The 21,595-nt window shown below is 56.2% G+C and carries 15 protein-coding genes and 1 riboswitch; of the genes, 7 read left to right on the top strand and 8 right to left on the bottom strand.

The genetic code is table 11. The features are described 5' to 3' along the window. Positions 1–7: 7 nt before the first annotated feature. Positions 8–250: a phosphoribosylformylglycinamidine synthase subunit PurS gene (gene purS / locus ACFPOF_RS17840; protein WP_209747905.1), complete on the bottom strand. Its 243-nt coding sequence runs from the start codon at positions 248–250 to the stop codon at positions 8–10. Positions 251–299: 49 nt separating this feature from the next. Between purS and ACFPOF_RS17835 the strand changes: the two genes are divergently transcribed. Continuing rightward, positions 300–743 carry a hypothetical protein gene (locus tag ACFPOF_RS17835; protein ID WP_378135036.1) on the top strand — a complete coding sequence of 148 codons (444 nt, stop codon included), beginning with the start codon at positions 300–302 and terminating at the stop codon, positions 741–743. Between the two features lie 90 nt (positions 744–833). Here the strand turns inward: ACFPOF_RS17835 and ACFPOF_RS17830 are convergent, their stop codons facing one another. The 4 genes from ACFPOF_RS17830 to purE are packed head-to-tail and all read right to left on the bottom strand — an operon-like array spanning position 834 to position 4,879. Then, entirely contained in the window at positions 834–1,721 is an 888-nt protein-coding gene (locus ACFPOF_RS17830; protein ID WP_378135034.1) for a phosphoribosylaminoimidazolesuccinocarboxamide synthase, read from the bottom strand. Between the two features lie 45 nt (positions 1,722–1,766). Next, positions 1,767–3,062 carry an adenylosuccinate lyase gene (gene purB / locus ACFPOF_RS17825; RefSeq protein ID WP_378135032.1) on the bottom strand — a complete coding sequence of 432 codons (1,296 nt, stop codon included), beginning with the start codon at positions 3,060–3,062 and terminating at the stop codon, positions 1,767–1,769. Between the two features lie 6 nt (positions 3,063–3,068). Beyond that, positions 3,069–4,394: a 5-(carboxyamino)imidazole ribonucleotide synthase gene (purK, locus tag ACFPOF_RS17820; RefSeq protein WP_378135030.1), complete on the bottom strand. Its 1,326-nt coding sequence runs from the start codon at positions 4,392–4,394 to the stop codon at positions 3,069–3,071. Beyond that, on the bottom strand, positions 4,391–4,879 hold the full coding sequence (gene purE / locus ACFPOF_RS17815) for a 5-(carboxyamino)imidazole ribonucleotide mutase (RefSeq protein ID WP_378135028.1): 489 nt from the start codon (positions 4,877–4,879) through the stop codon (positions 4,391–4,393). Before purE ends, purK begins: the two co-directional genes overlap by 4 nt. Positions 4,880–5,050: 171 nt before the next feature. Further along, positions 5,051–5,149, bottom strand: a riboswitch (purine riboswitch). Between the two features lie 218 nt (positions 5,150–5,367). Between purE and ACFPOF_RS17810 the strand changes: the two genes are divergently transcribed. The 3 genes from ACFPOF_RS17810 (at position 5,368) to ACFPOF_RS17800 (ending at position 12,812) form a co-directional block, all read left to right on the top strand. Then, on the top strand, positions 5,368–8,355 hold the full coding sequence (locus ACFPOF_RS17810; protein ID WP_378135026.1) for an FG-GAP-like repeat-containing protein: 2,988 nt from the start codon (positions 5,368–5,370) through the stop codon (positions 8,353–8,355). A gap of 148 nt (positions 8,356–8,503) precedes the next feature. Next, on the top strand, positions 8,504–9,199 hold the full coding sequence (locus ACFPOF_RS17805) for a response regulator (protein WP_378135024.1): 696 nt from the start codon (positions 8,504–8,506) through the stop codon (positions 9,197–9,199). Positions 9,200–9,311: 112 nt separating this feature from the next. Then, positions 9,312–12,812, top strand: a complete 3,501-nt coding sequence (locus ACFPOF_RS17800; RefSeq protein ID WP_378135022.1) for an FG-GAP-like repeat-containing protein — start codon at positions 9,312–9,314, stop codon at positions 12,810–12,812. Between the two features lie 72 nt (positions 12,813–12,884). Here ACFPOF_RS17800 and ACFPOF_RS17795 read toward each other — a convergent pair whose 3' ends face one another. The 3 genes from ACFPOF_RS17795 to ACFPOF_RS17785 form a co-directional block, all read right to left on the bottom strand. Then, positions 12,885–14,258, bottom strand: a complete 1,374-nt coding sequence (locus ACFPOF_RS17795; RefSeq protein ID WP_378135020.1) for an ATP-binding protein — start codon at positions 14,256–14,258, stop codon at positions 12,885–12,887. Between the two features lie 37 nt (positions 14,259–14,295). Then, positions 14,296–15,642 (bottom strand): sensor histidine kinase, encoded by a 1,347-nt coding sequence (locus ACFPOF_RS17790; protein WP_378135018.1) that lies wholly within the window; start codon positions 15,640–15,642, stop codon positions 14,296–14,298. Positions 15,643–15,810: 168 nt separating this feature from the next. Beyond that, complete coding sequence (locus ACFPOF_RS17785) at positions 15,811–19,296, bottom strand: S-layer homology domain-containing protein (protein WP_378135016.1); 3,486 nt, start codon at positions 19,294–19,296, stop codon at positions 15,811–15,813. A gap of 248 nt (positions 19,297–19,544) precedes the next feature. Between ACFPOF_RS17785 and ACFPOF_RS17780 the strand changes: the two genes are divergently transcribed. The 3 genes from ACFPOF_RS17780 to ACFPOF_RS17770 all read left to right on the top strand — a co-directional run bounded on the left by ACFPOF_RS17780 (position 19,545) and on the right by ACFPOF_RS17770 (position 21,372). Continuing rightward, positions 19,545–19,991 (top strand): hypothetical protein, encoded by a 447-nt coding sequence (locus ACFPOF_RS17780; protein ID WP_378135014.1) that lies wholly within the window; start codon positions 19,545–19,547, stop codon positions 19,989–19,991. 19 nt (positions 19,992–20,010) lie between these two features. Continuing rightward, entirely contained in the window at positions 20,011–20,520 is a 510-nt protein-coding gene (locus tag ACFPOF_RS17775) for a DUF4352 domain-containing protein (protein WP_378135012.1), read from the top strand. A 144-nt stretch (positions 20,521–20,664) separates the two neighbouring features. Beyond that, positions 20,665–21,372, top strand: coding sequence for a transcriptional regulator (locus ACFPOF_RS17770; RefSeq protein ID WP_378135010.1), 708 nt, complete (start codon positions 20,665–20,667; stop codon positions 21,370–21,372). Positions 21,373–21,595: the final 223 nt, after the last annotated feature.

The following is a 21,595-nucleotide window of genomic DNA, read 5'->3' as shown; positions in this document are numbered from 1 at the left end:
GAGCGCCTCAGCCCTCCAATTCGAAGCGGTAGTCTTCGACGACCGTGTTCGCCAGCAATTTCTCGCACATCGTCTTGAGGTTCGCTTCCGCTTGCGCGCGATCGTTCGTGTCGAGTTCGATTTCGAGATATTTGCCGATTCTCACTTTGCCGACTTCTCCGAAACCGAGCGTATGGAGCGCGCCTTGTACCGCATTTCCTTGCGGGTCGAGCACGTTCTGCTTGATCGTCACGTATACCTTAGCTTTCATGGGGGATGAGCCTCCTGATTATGGGTGTTGGTGGTGTTGCTATTGGAAAATGAAGCTTGTTAACTGTTTGTTGATGCAGTACGTGGGACGGTTGCGATCGAGTGCGAGCTTGGCGCGACTTGTGCGAAGTTCGCTGGCTCCACAGCCGGACGCCGAGGTCGGCTTGGGACGGTTAGCGTTCTCGCAGAACATTAACTCACTCGACTACCCGGCTTGCGCCGCATTAGCGCTCTCGCAGATCACTAACTCGCTCGACTACCCGGTTTCCGCCGCATTAACGTTCTTGAAGAACATTAATTCGCTCGACTACCCGGTTTCCGCCGCATTAACGTTCTTGCAGAACATTAACTCGCTCGACTACCCGGTTTCCGCCGCATTAACGTTCTTGCAGAACATTAACTCACTCGACTACCCGGCTTTCGCCGAATTAGTGCTCTCGCAAGACATTAGCTCGCTCACTCGATCGGCCAACGACGGCATTAGCATCCGTTAGTGCGACGAGCGACAAACTTGATTAGTTAGTTGACGTCTGAGCCACTTTCGGCGGGGCACCGAGCTGCTTGCTGTAGCTACGTGCTGCTAGTTACTTACGCTCCATCAACCGCCGCGCGATCTCGCGATAACGCGAGGTCGTCGCTTCGACGACAGTATCCGGCAGGCGCGGCGGCGGGCTGTTCTTGTCCCAATCCGAGCTGGCCAAGTAAGCGCGCACCGGTTCCTTGTCCATGCTGTCGATCTCGACGTCCAGCTTGTAATTCTCTTCAGCCCAGAAACGCGAGGAGTCCGGCGTGAACAGCTCGTCGATCAGGATGATGTCGTCGCCGATGAGGCCGAATTCGAATTTGCAATCCGCGAGGATAATGCCCCGCTCGGCGCAATAATCGCGGCCGAAGGCGTACAGGGCAAGGCTGCGATCACGAAGCGCAGCGGCCAGTTCGACGCCGACCCGGCGTTCCATCTCTTCGAACGGAATGTCTTCGTCGTGACCGACGTCGTTTTTGCCTGCCGGCGTGAAGATCGGCTGCTCAAGCTTCGAGTTTTTGTGCAAGCCTTCCGGGAGTCTGATCCCGTTCACTTCGCCCCCGGCAACGTATTGCCGCCAGCCGCCGCCCGTAATGTAGCCGCGCACGACGCACTCGATGTCGATCCGTTTCGCTTTGCGGCTGACCATGATGCGTCCTGTCAGCTTGTCCGGATCGCTCACAAGATCCCCCAGCAATGCAACGTCCGTGTGCACAACATGATTCGGCAGCAGTCCCGCCGTTTGCTCGAACCAGTAAGCGCTAAGTCCGTTCAGCACGCTTCCTTTGCCCGGAACGGGCGGGTCGAGCACGTAGTCGAACGCGGAGATGCGGTCGGTCACTACGATTAGAAGATGATCGCCGAGATCGTAAAGTTCCCGGACTTTACCTTTGTGAATCAGGGGGGCGTTAACGAGCCCGACGGCCGTTGCCAAAGCTTGCGTAGTCATTTGTGCCTCCTCGAGGTTTTCGTGCCTCTTCCAGCCTATCTTATTTTATTTCAAGCCCAGCCGGTCGAAAATCGTATCCACGTGCTTCAGGTGCCACGTGGGATTAAAGCAATCCTCGATTTCTTCGGCGGACAGTACGTTCGTAATTTCTTCCGTCGAGCGAACGATGTCGCGGAAATCGCGCTGTTCTTCCCATGCCTGCATCGCGCGCGGCTGAACAGTGTCGTACGCTTGCTCGCGGCTGAAGCCTTTGTCGATCAGCTTCGTAAGAACGCGGCCGGAGAACGGCACGTTGTACGTGCGGCTCATGTTGCGTTTCATGTTTTCCGGGAATACCGTCAAGTTTTTCACGATGTTGCCGAAGCGGTTCAACATGTAGTTCAGAAGCATCGTCGCGTCCGGCAAAATGATCCGTTCCGCCGACGAATGCGAGATGTCGCGCTCATGCCACAGCGGCACGTTCTCGTACGCCGTCAGCATGTGGCCGCGGATGACACGGGACAAGCCGCTCATGTTCTCGCAGCCGATCGGGTTACGCTTGTGCGGCATGGCGGACGAGCCTTTCTGCCCTTTGCCGAACGGTTCTTCGACTTCGCGGAACTCGCTCTTCTGCAAGCCGCGAATTTCCGTCGCAAATTTGTCGATCGATGTAGCGATCAGCGCCAGCGTCGCCATGTATTCCGCATGGCGGTCGCGCTGCAGCGTCTGCGTCGAGATCGGCGCCGCCTTAATGCCGAGCTTATCGCACACGAACTGCTCGACGAAAGGATCGATATTTGCGTACGTGCCGACCGCTCCGGACATTTTGCCGAACTGAACGCCGTCTGCCGCCCTGTCGAAACGCTCGAGATTACGTTTCATCTCTTCGTGCCACAGCGCCAACTTCAAGCCGAACGTCGTAGGCTCGGCGTGAACGCCGTGCGTGCGTCCCATCATCGGCGTGCTTTTATATTTGATTGCTTGGTCACGAAGGATGGCGATGAAGTTCTCGATATCTTTACGTAAAATTTCGTTCGCTTGGAGCAACAAGTACCCCATCGCCGTATCGACGACGTCCGTGGACGTCAGACCGTAATGCACCCATTTACGCTCCGCGCCGAGGCTTTCGGATACCGCGCGCGTGAAGGCAATGACGTCGTGGCGCGTTTCCAGTTCAATCTCGTTAATGCGCTCGATGTCGAACTTCGCATTTTTGCGAAGCTCAACCGTGTCTTCGTGAGGAATATGTCCCAGCTCTGCCCAAGCCTCGCATGCACACAATTCCACTTCCAGCCATGCTTGAAATTTGTTTTGTTCGGTCCAGATCGCCCGCATCTCGGGACGGCTATAGCGTTCTAACATGGTTGTTTAGACCCTCCATATATTCGATTGGGCGATCCATTCCAATGCCGCGTCCACGTTCGGGGCAAGCACGTTCAGATGTCCCATTTTTCGTTTGTGTTTCGCTTCGGCTTTGCCGTACAAATGCACTTTGACTTCGACGCCAAGCCGTTCGGCTACCGGATCGTGCGATTCCATCCACTGTAAAAGCGGCTCGACATGTTCGCCAAGAATGTTCGCCATGACGACTGGCGTCAGCAACGACGGATCGCCGAGCGGCAAGTCGCAGATCGCTCGCACGTGCTGCTCGAACTGCGACGTCCGACAAGCTTCCATCGTGTAGTGCCCGGAATTGTGCGGCCTTGGCGCCAATTCGTTCACGTACAGGCCGCCGTCCGCCGTCACGAACATTTCGACGGCGATCAGCCCGACCGCGCCAAGCGTCTCGGCAATCGATACGGCGAGCTTCTCGGCTTCCGCCCTGACGGCGTCGCCGATCCGAGCAGGGACGATCGATAAGTGCAATATATTATGAACATGGATATTTTCCGCAGGCGGGAACGTCCTCACTTCGCCCGAAGGGCTGCGCGCCGCGATAACGGATATTTCCTTGTCGAACGCGATGAATTTTTCAAGCACAAGCTCCGTTCCTGCACGGGACGCTTCCGCCCATGCCGGCTCCAGATCGGCATCCGACCGCAGCACCCATTGGCCCTTGCCGTCGTAACCGCCGGTCGCCGTCTTTAGTACGGCCGGCAAGCCAAGCTCCGACGCCGCCGACTGCAAGCCGTCAAGGCTCGCGATCTCGCGGTACGGCGCCACTCGAGCCCCCGCCGCTTCGACGGCACGCTTCTCTCGCAAACGATGTTGCGTCGTGTAAAGCAGCTTGCTGCCTTGCGGCACGTACGATTCCGCTTCCAGCATCGCTGCCACGCCCGAGTCGACGTTCTCGAATTCGTAAGTAATGACGTCCGACCGCTTTGCCAGTTCACGTGCCGCCTCGGCATCGCTGTAACCGGCAACGATCTGCGCGGCGGTCTGTCCGCAAGGCGAATCCGGCGTCGGGTCAAGCGTCACGAACCGATATCCGAGACGGTTTCCCGCATGTGCCAGCATCCGTCCAAGCTGTCCGCCGCCGAGCACGCCGATGGTCGCGCCGGGCAATATCCGCTTTGAAGCCGCGGAAGACGTGATCGTCTCGGCATCCGCCGATCCAATCAACGCTGCGTCAACGGCTCCAGACTTATCCGCCGCTTCCGGAACCGCGCAACCGAATTCGTCGCAGACGACGCCTTCGCCATCGAACAGGCTGACCAGCTTCGGCAGCCCTTTGCCGCTATCCCCGCCGCTCATGACGGCAGCTCCGCATTGTCGAGCACTTCGCGCGTAACGCGCGCGCGACGCTCCGTCATTCGCTCCTGAACGGCGGGATCGAAAGCGCCGATGATTTGCGCTGCGAGCAATCCCGCATTCGTCGCGCCCGCAGCCCCGATCGCCACCGTGGCGACCGGAATGCCGCCCGGCATTTGCACGATCGAGAGCAACGAATCCAGCCCGTTCAACGCTTTCGATTGAACGGGCACTCCGATGACGGGCAATACGGTTTTCGATGCAACCATCCCTGGCAAGTGGGCGGCTCCGCCCGCTCCCGCGATAATGACCTTCAGTCCCCGCGAGACGGCGGACTCTGCGTATTCAAACATGAGATCCGGCGTGCGATGCGCGGAAACGACCTTTTTCTCGTACGAAATGCCGAGTTCCTCCAACACCTCGCAAGCTTTTTTCATCGTTTCCCAATCCGACGTGCTTCCCATGATGACGCCGACGCTAACCGACATGATTCCACCCTTCCTCATATACGAATCTCATCCTTGTAAAAATAAAAAAAGATCGATGGAAATACGGTTAGTATTCCCCATTCGACCTTCATGCTCTCCGCTACCGATATGCAACGCCGGACGCCGACAAGAGGAAGCCCGAACCGATCCAGGTCCGCGCTTCGATATAGGTGTCGTTGACGATTGCCGCGTAGTCCGGAAATTAGGGTTCCCGGGTAGAGACGTTCGGGCCGATTCCCGACATATACGCTTATGAAATGACAAAAAACGATCATGTAAATTGCTTTTTCGAACGCTTCTTAGTGTACCGCAGCGCCCGAAAACTGTCAACCAAAGGCGAACGCTTATGTGACATTAAAATGCTAATGTTCGGATTTTGGTCACTAAGCTGGTTTCACCCGGCCAAACTACACGAAAATTTGAATAGTTTTTTCCATCTCCCGCTCTGCTATCATCGCCTTGATCACATTCTGAAAGGAACGATGACCATGTATAGCAGAAGGAGAAAACGCGCCATTTCGATACGACTGGTCCTTCTTGGGATCGCATTGTTCGTCGCTATGCCCCTGAACGCCATGGGCGCGACGCTGCTGCAAGAAGCCGGCCCGATCGGCAATACCGCAAACCCGAACGCGTTCGCTTATGCGGATTTCAACGAAGACGGCAATCTGGATGCGGCTATTGCCGGCGTGATCGGCGACGTCCACATCTTGCTCGGCGACGGAGCCGGAAACTTCGCCGACACGGGGACGACTTACGCAGTCGGAGCCATGGGCAGCAGTCCGACAGCGATGATCGCCGCCGATTTGAATGGCGACGGTCACGCGGATATTGCGACGGCCGACTTTGGGACTAATCAAGTATCTATTTTAATCGGAGACGGACACGGAGCTTTCGCGCCTTCTGTCGACTACGCGGTAAACGACAGTCCGGCCTCGATCGCTGCGGGAGACTTTAACGCGGACGGAACGACCGATCTGGCTGTCACGCTGTATAGCAACGGCAAAATCGCCGTTCTGCTCGGCGATGCGATGAACGGCCAGCCGACAGGAACGTTCGCGCCGGCGACGGAAATTGACGTAGGAACGGGAGTCAGTTACGTTATCGCGGGCGCGTTCGACCAACAAGCCGGCCTCGACCTTGTCGTCGCCTACGCCAGTGCCCGGAAAATATCCGTCCTGTCCGGACGGAACGACGGTACGTTCGCTGCGCCGGTCGACTACTCGTACGGAAACGCAAGCCCTCCGTCTCGTGCGCCTCTTTTGACAACCGGACAATTCAATGGCGACGCGTACCCCGACATCGCGATCACCGACACGGTCGCTAAAACCGTGTACATTATGCTCGGCAGCGCGGGAGGCGCATTTGTCGCCGGTTCGACAGTGCCGACGACGGAATCGCCAATCTCGATCGCTCAAGGCGACTTTAACGGTGACGGTCATGCCGATCTCGCCATGGGCAGATTGGAAACCGACGACGTGCTCGTTGCGCTCGGCAACGGGAACGGCCAATTCGCCGGCGCGACGGCTTTTAACTACGCGACCGGAATATCGCCCGTTCGACTCGCTGCCGCCGATTTCACGAACGATCAAAAAACCGATCTGATCGCGGTCGATCCCGGGGACGTCGTCGTTCCCGGCGGCGTCCGCCTGCTGATCGGCAACGGCAACGGTTCTTTCCGGTCGCCGCTCACCTTCGCGACGGATACCGGACCGACGCTTGTCAATGTGGGCGATTTCAATAACGATAGCTATTTCGACCTTGCCATCCCTTCGAGCGCCGGTCAATTAAGCGGCGTGACGATCATGCTTGGCGCCGCGGACGGAACGTTCAACAAGACGTCCTCGTTCCCGTTGCCTAATTATTCTTCGATTAAAGCGATGGAACTTGGCGATTTCAACGACGACGGAAAAGTCGACATCGCTATCGCCGCCTCGTCGCAAAGCTCGCAAGGCTTTGTGTCCATCCTGTACGGGAACGGGAACGGCGCTTTTCCGAAGCGTTACGATGTCGATGTCGGAACTGCCCCTGTATCGCTGGATGCAGGCGATTTCGACAGCGATTTCGTTACGGATTTGGCCATCGCCCTATACGGTGACAATGCCGTGACGATATTGCTCGGCACGAAGAACGGCGACCCTGTTCCGACCACGGTCGCAACGCCTGTCGGCACGCACCCGAAGGCGATCGCCGCTCTGGACTTCAACGGCGACTCATATGCGGATATCGCCGTGACCACCGACATCACGACGTTAAACAACGCTTCGACCGGAAACGTCGATACGACGAGCAACATTTTCATTCTATTGAATAAAGGTGCTGCCAACAGTCCAGGGGACGTTCAATTCAACGTGGCTGGAGTAAACGGCGTTACGGCGGTTGGTATGCCTACCGATATATTGGCCTCCTACATCGACGGCGACAACTTCGCCGATCTCGTCGTCGCCGACGAAAACTTGGGCAATATCGAACTTTTTAGCGGGAACGGAGATGGTACGTTTACTTCGGTCGTGTCCTACTCGACACCAAGTCCATCCAAATTAGCTCTCGGCAAGCTCGACAGCGACTCGTTCGTCGATCTGGCCGTCATTAGCCAATCCGCGGGCACGATGACGATTCTAAATGGCATCGATAACAACGGCACGATCCAGTTCGACTATCAGCACCCTGAGGTGCATGCCTCGATCGCGGGAGCGGATGCCATTACGGTCGGCCCGTTCAATGCGGATTCGATCATGGACGCAGCCGTCGTGAACTATATCGCGAATGAAGTCACCGTCTATTATTCCGGCGCATTTGTGCCGACGGTCGGGCAGCCTCCGGCCGTAAACCCAGGCGGTGGCGGCGATGGCGGCAATTCAAATCCGGTAGTGACGACGCCTACGGAACAACCTTCGAAAGAGGAACCGCCGAAAGAAGAACCGCCGAAAAATCCGTTTTCGGATCTCGATGGGCATTGGGCGCTCGCTTATATTTTGGACGCGGTGAAACAAGGTATTGTAAATGGTTATCCGGACGGCACGTTCCGGCCGAATCGTCCGATCACGCGGGCGGAGTTCACCGTCATGCTCATGCAAGCGATCCAGGCGCAAGGAGAAGGCGAAACGGCTGCATTCACGGACAACGGCGACATTGGCACTTGGGCGGCTAAGGCAATCTCGCTGGCGGTTGCCAAAGACATCGTGCACGGCTACGCGGACGGTAAATTCAGGCCCGATCGGCCAATTACGCGCGCAGAAATGGCAGTCATGGTCGCCGCCGCGTTCGGCATCCAGCTGCAAAGCGGCGGCGGTGCGGCGTTTAAGGACGACGCGGCGATTCCCGCTTGGGCGAAAGACGCGGTAAGCGAGCTCTGGTCACGTTCGATCGTGAACGGTAGAGGCGCCGGCCTGTTCGCACCGTCCGGGCAATCGACGCGGGCCGAGGCTGTCGCGATCATCTTAAGAGCGCAGAAAAATAGGAACGCGCAAAAATAAAGCGCGGAAGCGAAAGCGCAGCGTCCGGATCGCGTCAAGCGCGTTCCGGACGCTATGCACGCTCTTCACCCGCGGAAAAGTCTTCCAAATTTTCGCGCTTTTGATATGCTAGCAATAGGCGATTGAAATTCAGGAGGGAAAACGCCTTATGGATCCATCCATCCGCGTCTTCATTTGCGAGGACGACCCCGTGTTCACGCGTTTGCTGTTAAAGCGGCTCGAACAAGAGCCTGACTTGTCCGTCGTCGGTTCAGCCGTAGGCAAAGATTCTCTTATGGCCGCCATGGGTTCGGCCTCTATTGACGTTCTCCTGCTCGATTTGAACTTGGCGGACAAAAACATGGAAGGCCTCGAAATAGCGCTCGAGCTCCGCGATTGTGCAACTGAGGGAAGGGACGCCCGTCCGAAAATCATCGTTCTCTCGTCGATGGAAGAGGAGGATATCATCTCGCATACGCTCGGATTCGGCAGAGTCGCTAACTATATCACGAAAGAACATCTGGACGATATTCCAGCAGCAGTACGTGATGCTCATGCAGGACGTCCTAGCATCCATCATTCCGCCGCGCGTAAAGTGCTTCATGCGCTCAGCGTCCAACAGGAGTACGATCTCAAAAAACGGATCACGCCAAAGCAGATTCAGATCCTGAAGCTGCAAGACGAAGGATATAGCCGCAAAGAAATTTCCGAAATGCTTTTCTATAGCGAATACACGATCAATAACGAACTGTGCAAAGTGTCCTCCGTCCTCAAGGGGAAGTTCCCTTATCTGGAATGGCTGCGGCTGAAGAAACACAATTCCAAAGAAATTTTACAACTCGCCAAACAGCTCGGCATCCTCTGACCCCCTCCATGAGCAACTCCCCCTTTCCTATAAACTACACCGTTTTTCGAGTAGTTTTTTTGAACGGCTCCTCTGCTATCATCGGGATAAATCCAGTAGAGGAGCTATGATAATGAACATTCGGGCAAGACGGTTACGATTCAAAACAGCCATTGGACTACTTAGTTTATTACTGACGATCATACCGATTCAGGCATTCGCCAGTCCCTATTATCAGGGGATTACGCTAACCGGGACGACGGACAGACCGACCGGTAACGCGATAGGCGACTTCAATGGAGACGGTAACGCGGACATCGCCTTTTCCACGGACGTCAAAGACTCGGTGACGGTCTGGCTCGGGTATGGCGACGGCACGTTCGACACCGATGGCGCGGTAAGTTACTTCGTCGGAATCGATCCTGCCGCAATCGCGGCTGCGGATCTAAACGGAGACGGCAAGCTTGACCTCGTGACGGCCAATCACGCATCAGGGGACATTTCCGTGCTGCTCGGCAATGGCGACGGCACGTTCGGTTCATCGGTCGCCTACTCGACCGGAGCGTCCACTTCGCCGAATGCGCTTGCCCTCGCCGACTTCGATGGAGATAACGATCCGGATATCGCCGTCGCCGACAACGGAGGTTCCGTCATCCCGATGCTTAACGACGGAAACGGCAAATATACGAAAGGCACGGCAGTCTCGATCGGAACAAACCCCTTGGTATCCATTGCAGTCGGAGACTTCAACGAAAACGACGACAATGTCGACTTGGTCGTCGTCAGTTCTTACGTGGACGCAGCCCACAAAAGTCAAGTCGGCTTGTTGCTCGGAGGAGGGGACGGTACGTTCGTCAGTGCTACCGGGGATATGGCCTATGAGGCGACTTCAGTCGCCGTGGCCGATATCGACGGAGATTCGCATGACGATATTCTGGTCGGCTCGAAAACTTCCCTCTTCGTCTATCCGGGAGCCGGCGACGGCACTTTCGGCGCCGGGGACTTTTATTCAGGGACATTCCTTGAGGGGCTCGCGATCGGCGACTTCAATCATGATGGCAGATTGGACGTCGCGGGGACGGATACGACCCATAACGTCGTTAACGTGTGGTATAACTCCGGCATGGGGCTAGACACGATTCCGATCGTTTACTCCACGGACTACTCGCCAAAATCGCTTGTATCGGCTGACCTGGATAACGACGGTTACCTCGATCTCGTCACCGACAATTCGTTTGCAACAATAACGACGCTGATGAACAAAGGGAACGGACGATTCGCATCGCCCACCGCTTATTTGGCGGAATCCATGGTCAGCGCCATCGCGACGGCCGACCTTAATGGCGACTATCGATATGACCTTATCACCGCGCTGGGCGACGGCAAAATTGACGTGGCCCTGAGCAATGGCGACGGTACGTTTACGCGATCCGATCTGCTCACCGCCGGAACTAGCCCTGTCTCCATCATAGCTCGCGACTTCAACGCCGACTTGAAAATCGATTTGGCGGTCTTGAATCAAGGCTCCGGAAGTATTTCGATATTTTTCGGTTTCGGAGACGGGACATTCACCTCTGCCGCCACCTACAATTTCCCGGTAAACGGTTCCGGTCCGACGACGATCGTTGCCGGCGATGTGAATAACGATAGCGTCGCAGACCTCATTGCGACGACGACAGTCCACCATCAAGTGACCGTCTTTCTCGGCGACAAAAACGCTGCCACGCAGCTTGCGAGCGGCACGTTTACGTATTCCGGGAGCTACTCGACGGGAATCTCGGCTTCCGACTCCTATCTTCCTTATGGAATTACTCTCGGCGATTTTGATGAGGACGGAAGCTTGGATGTAGCGGTCGCCAATTCTGACGATGACGAAGTCGGGATAATGATCGGCAACGGGGATGGCAGCTTCGGGGCACCCATTCCTTATCCTTTCCCAAACAACTCCGAACCGACCGTGCTCACCTCGGACGATTTCAATGGCGACGGACACATGGATCTCGCTATCGCACTAAGCGGTCTCGGCCTCGTCGCCGTCGCGCTCGGCAACGGGGACGGTACGTTCGAGCCGTATGCGAGCTTTACTTCGGGCATCAACCCGCGGGCGATCATCTCGGGCGATTTCAACAAAGACGGGCAAATCGACCTGGCGGTTGCCAACAAAGGCGACAACTCCGTCCGCGTGCTGATCAGTAAAGGCGACGGCTCGTTCAGCCCGGAGGACTTCCTCTATACCGGCAAGTTCGCGGCTGAAAGCGGCGTCGCTGCCGCGGATTTCACGGGCAACTCGAACTTCGACCAACTCGCCATTGCCGAAAACAACTGGAGCCGCGTGACGATCGTAGATCCGCTCCCGGACAAAGGACAAATCGAGCTCCAATCCGCCACGTATGCCGTAGATGAAGACGATGTCGCCGGATACGCCACGATTAAGCTCAAGCGAGCCCTCGGCCCCGGCGCAGTCAACAGCACCGCAAGCGTCTACTTCGAGACGACGGATGGAACGGCGATAGCTGGCACGGATTATAAGGCCGTGCATGGCAGAGCCGTGTTCCATGGGAACGATACAACGACATCGTTCCGCATTCCGATCATTAACAATACGGCTTATGCCGGCGATCGTACGGTCAATATTCAGATCAGTGACCCGCTCCCGGGCACATCGATCGGTGCCTTGACGAGCGCCGTGTTAACGATTGCCGAAGACGATCCGAACTCTGGCAACCAGGCTCCGCAATGGCCGAACGGAAGCGTTTTGAACTTGTCGAACGTGACGCAATCGAGCGTAACGTTGACTTGGCCAGCTGCTACCGATAATGTCGGCGTAACGGAGTATCAAGTGTTCGTCGACGGAAGCGCAACGCCGGTCGCCAGTCTATCCGGCAGCACGCTCACCTATACGGCAACTGGACTTTCTTCCGGCGTTTCGCACTCGTTTAGCGTGAAAGCCGCCGACGCGGAGGGGGCGACAAGTCCCGCTTTGAGCGGCACGACGACGACACAGTCCGCTGGCGGTGGCGGCAATACGACGACGCCGACGACACCAACAACGCCAACGACGCCGACAACACCGACGGAACCCGCAACGAAGCCGGACGTCAGCTTCACGGATATTGCCGGCCATTGGGCGGAAAAAGCGATCATCGAAGCCGTTGGCAAAGGGATCGCCAGCGGTTACCCGGACGGCACGTTTAAGCCGAATCGTCCGATTACACGCGCCGAGTTCGCGACGCTGCTCATCGCTGCATGGAAGCCCCAAATTGCGGGCAGCGAATTAAAATTCACCGACTCGAATCTCATCGGCGATTGGGCGCGCGACGCCATCGCCAAAGCCGTCGCCCTCGGCATTCTCGTCGGATACGACGACGGCACGTTCCGCCCTGACCGCCCGATTACCCGGGCTGAACTGGCGAAGATGATCGGTATGCTGCGAGGTGTCGCGCCAGGCGTGGCGGAACCGACCGGATTCGCCGACGACTCTGACATCCCGGATTGGGCGAGAGCCGCCGTCATCGACGGTGTCGGTCACGACATCTTCCAAGGCCGCGGGGCCAACAAATTCGTGCCAAACGGCATCGCCACTCGCGCGGAAGCGGTCACCGTCCTGATTAAAGCGTTGAAGCTCAAGCCGTAAGGCAAACCGGAATCGGCAAAGAACCGTCAAGATGCCCTGGCGGTTCTTTGCTAACGATAAAAATCATTCCAACTATCCCTGAATGGCCGAGGAGACGTCCGCGTACGAGGTGTCTACAAGTGCTCGTCTCGGCAGCTTCACCGGCAAAGTCACCGTAAACGTCGTCCCCGTTCCTTTTTGACTGATCGCCTCGATCGTCCCCCCGTGCCGTTGCACCACCAAATAGCAATAGGAGAGGCCGAGACCGAAATGCCTATCGCCGAGCTTCGTAGAGAAAAACGGATCGAAAATTTTCTCGATGTCGGCTTTGGCGATGCCTACCCCGGAATCGGTAATTTCGACGATCAAGTGCTTGCGCGTCTGCTCGGCACGAACTTGAACCGTTCCGGCTTGATCGCCGATCGCGTCGACAGCGTTGTGAATGATATTGTAGAACACTTCCTGCATATGAACTTTGTCGCACCCCCCCGTCACGGGACCGCTCCACGTCCTCAACACGCGTATAGGACGAGTTCCGATCCGCATCTGAAGCGAGCTAAGAACGTCTTCTATGAGCGCTGTCAGGTCGCAAGACTCTAGCCTTAGGTCAATATCCTCGATTTGGCTTTGAATTCTTCTGACCATGTTCATGATTTGCTGCGACTCGGTCATGACGAGGTCCAACCCCTCTTGCTGGTCGGCCTCCCCGAACTTCTCTTTCATTTCGCGGGTCAGCAGTTGGATGTTCGTCGCATGGTTTTTGATTGCATGATTCATCATGATCGAACCGGTCGCGATCCCTTTCACCGTCTGGTCGAGCAACTGCCGATGCATGACGATGCGAATACCGAAAAAGCCGTACCGGAAAACGAGAAAAAGAAAGATAACGATGAAAATGGCAACGGCGAGATAGGCGGAAATGTAAACGTTGACGTTCACCGCGAGCACGGCGCCTAGCATGATCGGCGGCACGAGTCCGAGCGACGTGATCGTCCGTTCTCTGCGTTTGCGCGGATTGCGCTCCTTTAACGTAAAATAGACGAGCAGGACGCCGGCGCTGAACGTGTAAAAGTTTTGCGTGGACAGCAAAACGTTGTCGTTCGCCTCGATCGGATGGACCGGGTGATACCAATCGAGAATCGAAGTTGCGAGAGGCAGCACGTAAGCGAACAGCCGCTCGACCGCCGGTTTCGCGCGGCCGGAGTAGACGATCGCGAACATGAGTACGGCATACGCACTGAAACCGCATAAGAACAAGAGAAAACGGTTGGCGCCCTCCGACAGCGTCACCCATGCCGAGTTGATTCCTTGCGGATAATACGGAAGCAAGGCATCGATGATAAAGCTCATGACGCCCGCGATCGCCAACAGCACCGACAGCATGAACCATCGGATCGCTCTTCGCCTGGCGCTATAGTAAAAAAGACTTACAAGGACGATTATCATTAGTGCGGCGAAAATATCCATTCAACAGTCAACCTCCGCGCTGCGACATACCCCAACCTTAACCGAACCTTGTTTTCCTGCGAGGCAACGATAAAGTAAAAGTCGTTCCGGTCCCCTTCAGACTGAATGCCGAAATACTGCCCCCGTGCTTCTTCATAACCAAATAACAATAAGATAAGCCAAGACCGTAATGCTCGGAGCCCGGCTTTGTCGAGAAAAACGGGTTGAAGATGTTATCGAGATCGGCTTTGGCGATGCCATGGCCGTTATCGGATATTTCGATTTGCGTCCGTCTGCGCTTCTCCTCGATTCGAATCTGAATCATCCCGTTCCGATCGCCGATCGCGTCGATCGCATTATGAATAATATTATAGAGCACTTCTTGCATGTGGGTTTTATCGCACCATGCCGTAACGGAAGCCGGATATTGTCTCGCAATGGAAATCTCCTTGGCATCCAGAATGCGCTGATTGGCCGATATCGTGTTTTCGATCATTTGCGATAAGTCGCAAAGCTCCTTCTCCAACCTGACATCTTCAAGCTGATGCTGGATACGCCCCACGATCGTCATAATATGTCGCGTTTCGCCGACGATGACGTTCAGATCCTCCGACTCCCGTGAAGAAGCAGGTTCCTTGTTCATTCCGAGCGCGACCAGGTGGATGTTCGTCACGTGATTTTTGATCGCATGATTCATGATCATCGCGCCGGAGGCGATTCCGCTGAACTTGTCGCTGACGGATTGTTTTCTAAGCATGAGCTTGACGTCCAGCGCGCCGTAGCGAAATGCCAAGAAGAGAAACAGAACGCTTCCGAGTATAGGCGCGACGTAATACGATAGGAAATGATTAAACTCCATTTGCTTGGAAAACACCCTGGTTACGACGGCAACGAGAAGCGGAGGAACCAAAACGCCTGCCGTCATGATCCGCTCCCTGCGTTTTTTGGCATTGCGTTCTCGAATCGCCCCGAACGCGAGCAGGAAAGAGGCGATTAACGTGTAAGCGCTCGTAACCGCGGTATACGCTTCGAAATAAACGCCTTGCCGCGGCGTTTTATACAGCAATAGGATCGGCAAGGGTAGCAGAAAAGCCAGGGCGAGCTTTGTCTTGCGTCCGAAAAAGCCCCCATATACCCCCGCGTACATGAGGAAAGCGTAAACGACATAGCCTGCAGCCGCATACAGTTTCTCGTCCGCGATGCGTAACAATTGATCCAGCCAAGCGGGTTGAATGCTCCATTCCGCATCTTTGTTTATTTTAGAATCGATCGTATAGGCGAGTATGCCCGACCATCCTGCGGCAATCGTAGCAATAAGCCAGCGGGTAGATTCCTGCCTGGTTTGAAAAAAAATATAGAAAACCGCAATGAACAGTAAACTATAAATGACGAACACGAAAACCATTCGAACAGCCTCCCGCGCCTCGTTAACCTTCCTTCCATCTATATCGGTTTCCGCTAAGGCATTGAAGAGCCATCGGACGGTTCACCTCGTTTCAAACAAACAAAAACCCGCGCGCGGCGGGTTCTTGAGTATCGAATCGTTCCTTCCTGACGATGATGCTTCTATCTATTAGTTGGAAACGAACCCCAGCTTGCGAAGCAGGCGGCCGACGATGACCGTCGTCTCCGCTCTCGTCGCTGGCGCGCGTCCCGCGATCGTCGAGGCTGACTGGCCTTGGATGTACCCGGCCTGCACGGCTCGCGACATCGCCTCTATCGCCCACTCGGACACGGTGCCGCCGTCCGCGTAGCGTTCAAGCGTGCCAGCCGCGCCGGATGCCGTCGGCTCTTTCGCGAACGCCGCCGCACGGTCGATCAGCACGGCCAGCTGTTCGCGCGTCACACGCTCGTTCGGCCGAATGGTGCCGTCCGCGTAGCCGCTGAGCAAATTCGCCTTATACGCCGCTCCGATCGTTCCCGCATACCAAGCACCGTCCACGACGTCGCGATACGTGCCCGCCGCCTCCGGCTTCTCCGAGAGCCCCAGCCCCCGAACGATGAGCGCGATCGCCTCCGCACGGGTAATGAACCGGTCGGGTTCGAAAGCATTCGAGGATACCCCTTTCGCTAGCAGCAAGTTCGCCAGCTTCGACACTTCCGTTTTCGACCAATGGTTTTCCAAGTCTTTGAACGATAAGTTCGGCGAGGAAAGCAGCGCGTACACGCTATTGTGCGGAACGTGCAGCGAATAGGTCGTGTGGCTGTCGTCCGTCCGCGACGTGAAGGGAACGAACGTATATTGGCCCTTTGCCGGATCGTACAGCGCCGCCGTTAGTCCGCCTTGATCGCTGCCGATCTTTTTATCGGCGTAAACATTGCCGAAATCTTCGATCGCGAGTTCGCGACCGCCTCCGACGGCCGTCACCGTAAAGCTGAACGCGCCGACGACATGAATCCCTTGCCCGTCGGCATTTCGCTGCATCGCCGTCTTCTCCTTGTCCGCAACCGGGCTGGCATCGAGATGAATCGTCAACTCTTCGAGGCTTACGCCGAGTGCGCCCGCTATCTCTTTCCAATCAATGCTGCCGATCGGCGTATCAAAGGAAATTCCGCCGGATACAAGCCGAAGCGTCGTGCCGGGATGGTCGGCCGCGATCGCCGCCAACACGCTAGCGGGCAAGTCGACCGTTGTCGGCGCATCGCTTAGCGAAGAGCCTAGCGTTAGCACGCCACCGGGCGGTCCGCCCGCCTGGCTTGCCTGCTTCTTCAATGCATCGCCCACGGCGGCTGCATCCGATTTGGCGGCCGAGCTTCCGCCTCCGTCACCACCGCCGCCAACGGTTCCGGTCGACGGTTCCGCTTCGTAATGTACCTCGACGCGCGGCGCGCTTTCCAGCTTGCCAGGGCTCGTCACCGTTACGAATACGGCCCCCGCGCCCGCGCCAGGCAATGCCAAAGCGAGCTTGGCGGATGTTTCGCCGATCGCGACCGAACCGCTGCCAAGCATATTCCCTCCGGTCAACGCATCGTAAACTTTAACCAGATCGCCGGCATTTAACCCGTTTATCGTCAGCTTGTCGTTGACTCCAGCGTTATTCGTTACCGAAATGCCTGAAACAACCGGCGAATCCGTCGCGACGGCCGCGACAGTCGCCGCAAAAACCGTCTGAGCGCTTCCGCCGTAATAATCGTGCACATGGACGGTAACGGACGCATTCCCCTCATGGAGTGCTTTCAAAGTCAGCTTCGGAACGATACCGCTCGCATCGATGGTCGCCGAAACGACGTTCGGATCGTCGACATCCGCGTAATACGACCCCATGCCGACAATCGGATCGAGCGTCACGTTCAGAGGCGTCGTCCAAACGTCGCCGACGGTTAACGAACGGTCCCCGATCGCTTCGATCGTCGGTTGGACATGCGTCGTCGTATCCCCTACTTTAAACGTAACGACCGTATAGTTTTCCGAGTAAAGATCTTGCGCGGAGATTTTGACGTTAGCCTTGCCCGGAAAGGTTGCGCCCGCAGCCGCGGACACGGTCAATATATCTCCGTTCACGCTAACCGTGATGGCATTCGTATTGTCCGATTCCGCCGAGAAAGAAAGCGTTCCCGTACCGAAAAAATGATCGCTTAATTTGAACGTGATCGGATCGGCCCCCGGCGTCACAAATTGGTCGTAAATCGCCTTGTAGACGTTCAGCATGACGTTTCTAACGAACGTAAAGCCGAAAGGAATAAGTACCTTGCTCAATGAGCCCGGATCATAAGCCTCGATCAAAAACGATACCGTCCCCGGAGGATAATCCCCGATGTCGACCGGGCCGAAGCTCCCCGCCGCGTCGGTCGTCCCTAGCGAAACGGCGCTCGCCTTCTCTCCGTTCTCCAGCAAGCCGTTATGGTTGCTATCTACGTAAAGGGTGAGCTCTACGCCGCTTTTGTTGCCGAAGAAGCCGGCGTCTCCCTGAAGTCGATCTTGCGTTCCTGTAAATTGATCTGTCAGTTTGAGCTTGCTGACGTTATACCCGACCGCGGTCACTTGCACATTAAAGCTCACCGTAAGAGGTACCAGGCCGTCCGTCGCCGTAACGGTTATCGTCGTCGTGCCTACGCCGACGGGATGCACGGTTAACGTGTAGATGTTCGTGACCGCCGTCGCGACGTTTACATCGGACGAACTCGCCGTATAGCTCAACGTGTCGCCATCGTCGTCCTTAAAATAAAGATTCAAATTCAAAGTCGCATCCGGATCGCCGACCAGAAAAATGCGATCCGGGAACGTCTTCACGACTGCGGGCGCTTGATTCGCGTTCGCGTGAACGTTAACGGAAAAGAATACTTCTTCCGATTGACCCCGATCGTCGATCGGATAAACGTATATATCGCATTTGCCCGCTTCTGTAGCCGTAATCGTCAAAATCCAAGTTTCCGGGTCCAGTGTCGTCGTTAAAATATCCGGATCGTTCGTGTCGTTTTTCACGACGTACGTCTCGAACGTTAACGGGTCCCCGTCCAGATCGTCGAAATAGGAAGCCAGTGGAATGTCTACGCTCTCGCCTTTCGTCAACAACACGTTGTTTAGCGGCGAAGTCATGTACGGTGCCTGATTCGCAACAGAATAGGCATTCATCTGAATATTGCCCGTCGTTGCCGTCGAGTCCATCGCAGTCCCGTCACTCGCCGCAAAGACGGAAGCGTCGTCCGTTGGCATGATCTCGATGAAATCGTTGCCGTTCGACGGCGTATAACATTTAATCCCGAAACGAACGGTCGTTTCTCCTCCCTTGAGCGGCTGTTTCGTGACGGGGTCGATTGCGCTCGCGATCGAGCACAATTCCGCCGATCCCGCGCCATTGTTGTTATCCACCGCCAATTGAAAATCGCCGACCGCGACAGGTTTGTTTTTATCCCCGTTTACTCCTTCCGTGAACGTCACGTCCACGTAATGATTGTTGGCGGACATCGTCGCGCCGCCGACGAAATCCGGCGGCGTTCCGGTTGCGCCCGCGTCGCCCGGCACGATGACTCCCGCTATAGCGATCGCAAATGCGATCAACACGGCGAACGCTCTAGTCGGTAGGCGCATGGCAGCCTTTGTTCCGATCTTTTTCCCCATTCGGCTTCAATCCTTCCTTGATAAATAAGTCATTTCCCTATGAAGACATTCCCGCATCGCGAGTATACCAGCAGTTTCCGCCAAAAAAACTACGCATTAATTGAGGTAGTTCGCCCCGAATCGAGAGGAAAAATGTGCTTTCGACAACCTCCATTTCCCCCACGATCTACTCGCTAGAATGAGTAGTTTTTTTCGCATATACGTCTGCTACTGTTAATCTGAAAACGATTCATTCGGAGGAGTCGAACATGAGAATCGTCCGGGCGACCGCCGAAGACGCGGAGACGCTGCACGCGTTGCAATCCCGGCACTTGCAGTACGACGCGCAGGTGGCAAAAATCGCAAAGTCGGAAGATACGGGTGTTATTAAGCATTCGCTGAAGGGGAGGATCGCCTTGATCGCCAAACACCGAGGCGTCCCCCTCGGCGCGATACGTGCGCGGGACCGGGGCCGATTCGTCTATATCGACGCCTTATGGGTGCCTGATATGACCCGACGGCCGTCGATCGGCATTTTGCTGCTGCTCACGCTTGAAGAGAGCTTTCCACCTGATCGACATTACCAGGTCCGCGCCGTCCACGGCGATCCGGCAAGTTACCGGGTTTACGGCAAGGCGGGGTATCGACTCGTCTTCGAGGATAAGCGGCCCGACGGCCTCGCTCTTCGTTTGTTCGAGAAAGGCGCACCAACATAATCGAGGAGGAATCGACGAAATGAACAATCGTAAGGGAACACTCGCAGTTGCTATCGCGCTGCTCGCGATGGTGATGCTGTCAGCATGCGGGGGTAAAGGTGGTGGCGGGAGCGAAGACGAGGCCGCCGGCGCGAAGGAGGTCCGCGTCCACCGCATCGGCGAGGCGGCGACGCTGTTCGATCTCAAGCTAACCGTCGATCGCATTGAGAGGACCGGCGAATACAACAAACAAGTGCTGCAGCCGGGCACGGAATTCGTGCTTGTTCACGTCACGCTGGAGAACGCGGGCAGTGGGACGAGGAAATACAATTCCAGCAGCTTCGAGCTACTTTCAGCGGACGGCAAGCCGGATTTGAGCGTAACGACGCTGAACGGGGAAGGGGAACTTCATATCGGAGATTTGGCTCCCGGCGGTAAAATAAGCGGCATTCTGCCCTACGAGCACCCTAAGAACGAAGCTGCGATGACACTGACATTCCGGCCGAACACGATGTCGGACCAGACGATTCGCGTCGACCTTGCCTCTTGAAGAATATTCCATATTCTGTTACATTGAAGCCATACTAACAGGTATGAAGCACATACCGCGTCGATCCGCCTTGTTCATGCGAACAGGGCGCTTCGGGGCGGTATTTTGTTTTTATCAATCGCAGATGAGATGGGAGCTGGCGTAATGAACAGATTCGAGGAAGCTTACGCGAAATGGATGGAGCGGCAGATCGCCGAGGAGAGCGGCGTCAGGAGACGGGAGTTTCTGCGCAAAGGATTAAGCCGGGGAACAGTCGATTTCCTACGGTGGATCTGGTTTCCCGTCGTCGGCAGCCTGGATCACTTATACGCCGAATACGAGGTCAGGGATTTCAACAACGGCTATCGTTACCTCGATCTCGCGTACATGCCCGGACATGTCAAAGGCTGCATCGAGATTCAAGATTACCGGAGCCATGCGAGAGATATCGAGGCCAGCCGCTTCAAGGATCTATGCATGAAGCAGTCGCTACTCGTTCTCGACGACTGGTTTTTCCTCCCGATCGCCTATTTGTCCATCCAGGACGACCCGGGGATGTGCAAGCAACTCGTCCTCTCTTTCGTCGGTAAGTTTCTTGCCTTTGCCGGAACAAGAGCTGGAGTAGGAACTGGTGGCGGAGGTGGTACCGGTGGCGGGACTGGCTACGCCGGACTCACCTGGTCGGAAGCCGAGACGCTGCGGTTCGCTCGCCGGCTTTTGCGTCCTTTTACGCCGTCGGAGCTGTCGGGGCATCTGCTGCTGTCGGAACATCGGATCAGGGTGATACTGCGCGGCCTTGTGGAGAAAAAACAACTGGAAGTCGCGAGCGGACGTCAACGCTACCGAACTTATCGACTGGCTGGCGCTCAGTGAGCTGGGTCGGGGGGTGGGTCGGTCTGCTACGGATTAACGGTTGCCACTGAGGCTATCGCGGCAAAGCGGACGCTCCGGAATTTGTAACGGTTGCAGGTGACGCTATTTCAGCCCAAATGCCCCGTTCGGGAGGCGAAATCGCCGAATAGACGCACTGGCAACAGTTACAGTCCCTCCCCCCGCGCACCAGGCTGAATAAGCTCCGCCACGCCCGTTAGCGAGT

The organism is Cohnella soli (genome assembly GCF_042655525.1).
Taxonomy (GTDB): Bacteria; Bacillota; Bacilli; order Paenibacillales; family Paenibacillaceae; genus Cohnella; species Cohnella soli.
The sequence above is the reverse complement of the archived record's forward strand: the minus strand, read 5'-3'. Positions and strand labels throughout refer to the sequence as shown.

Bases quoted from the DNA above. Each gene is read 5' to 3' on its own strand.
- ACFPOF_RS17830 (WP_378135034.1), bottom strand. From the start codon at position 1,721: ATGACTACGCAAGCTTTGGCAACGGCCGTCGGGCTCGTTAACGCCCCC.
- ACFPOF_RS17795 (WP_378135020.1), bottom strand. From the start codon at position 14,258: ATGGATATTTTCGCCGCACTAATGATAATCGTCCTTGTAAGTCTTTTT.
- ACFPOF_RS17790 (WP_378135018.1), bottom strand. From the start codon at position 15,642: ATGGTTTTCGTGTTCGTCATTTATAGTTTACTGTTCATTGCGGTTTTC.
- ACFPOF_RS17800 (WP_378135022.1), top strand. From the start codon at position 9,312: ATGAACATTCGGGCAAGACGGTTACGATTCAAAACAGCCATTGGACTA.
- ACFPOF_RS17780 (WP_378135014.1), top strand. From the start codon at position 19,545: ATGAGAATCGTCCGGGCGACCGCCGAAGACGCGGAGACGCTGCACGCG.
- ACFPOF_RS17810 (WP_378135026.1), top strand. From the start codon at position 5,368: ATGTATAGCAGAAGGAGAAAACGCGCCATTTCGATACGACTGGTCCTT.
- purE (WP_378135028.1), bottom strand. From the start codon at position 4,879: ATGTCGGTTAGCGTCGGCGTCATCATGGGAAGCACGTCGGATTGGGAA.
- purK (WP_378135030.1), bottom strand. From the start codon at position 4,394: ATGAGCGGCGGGGATAGCGGCAAAGGGCTGCCGAAGCTGGTCAGCCTG.
- ACFPOF_RS17785 (WP_378135016.1), bottom strand. From the start codon at position 19,296: ATGGGGAAAAAGATCGGAACAAAGGCTGCCATGCGCCTACCGACTAGA.
- purB (WP_378135032.1), bottom strand. From the start codon at position 3,062: ATGTTAGAACGCTATAGCCGTCCCGAGATGCGGGCGATCTGGACCGAA.
- purS (WP_209747905.1), bottom strand. From the start codon at position 250: ATGAAAGCTAAGGTATACGTGACGATCAAGCAGAACGTGCTCGACCCG.
- ACFPOF_RS17770 (WP_378135010.1), top strand. From the start codon at position 20,665: ATGAACAGATTCGAGGAAGCTTACGCGAAATGGATGGAGCGGCAGATC.
- ACFPOF_RS17775 (WP_378135012.1), top strand. From the start codon at position 20,011: ATGAACAATCGTAAGGGAACACTCGCAGTTGCTATCGCGCTGCTCGCG.
- ACFPOF_RS17805 (WP_378135024.1), top strand. From the start codon at position 8,504: ATGGATCCATCCATCCGCGTCTTCATTTGCGAGGACGACCCCGTGTTC.
- ACFPOF_RS17835 (WP_378135036.1), top strand. From the start codon at position 300: ATGAAGCTTGTTAACTGTTTGTTGATGCAGTACGTGGGACGGTTGCGA.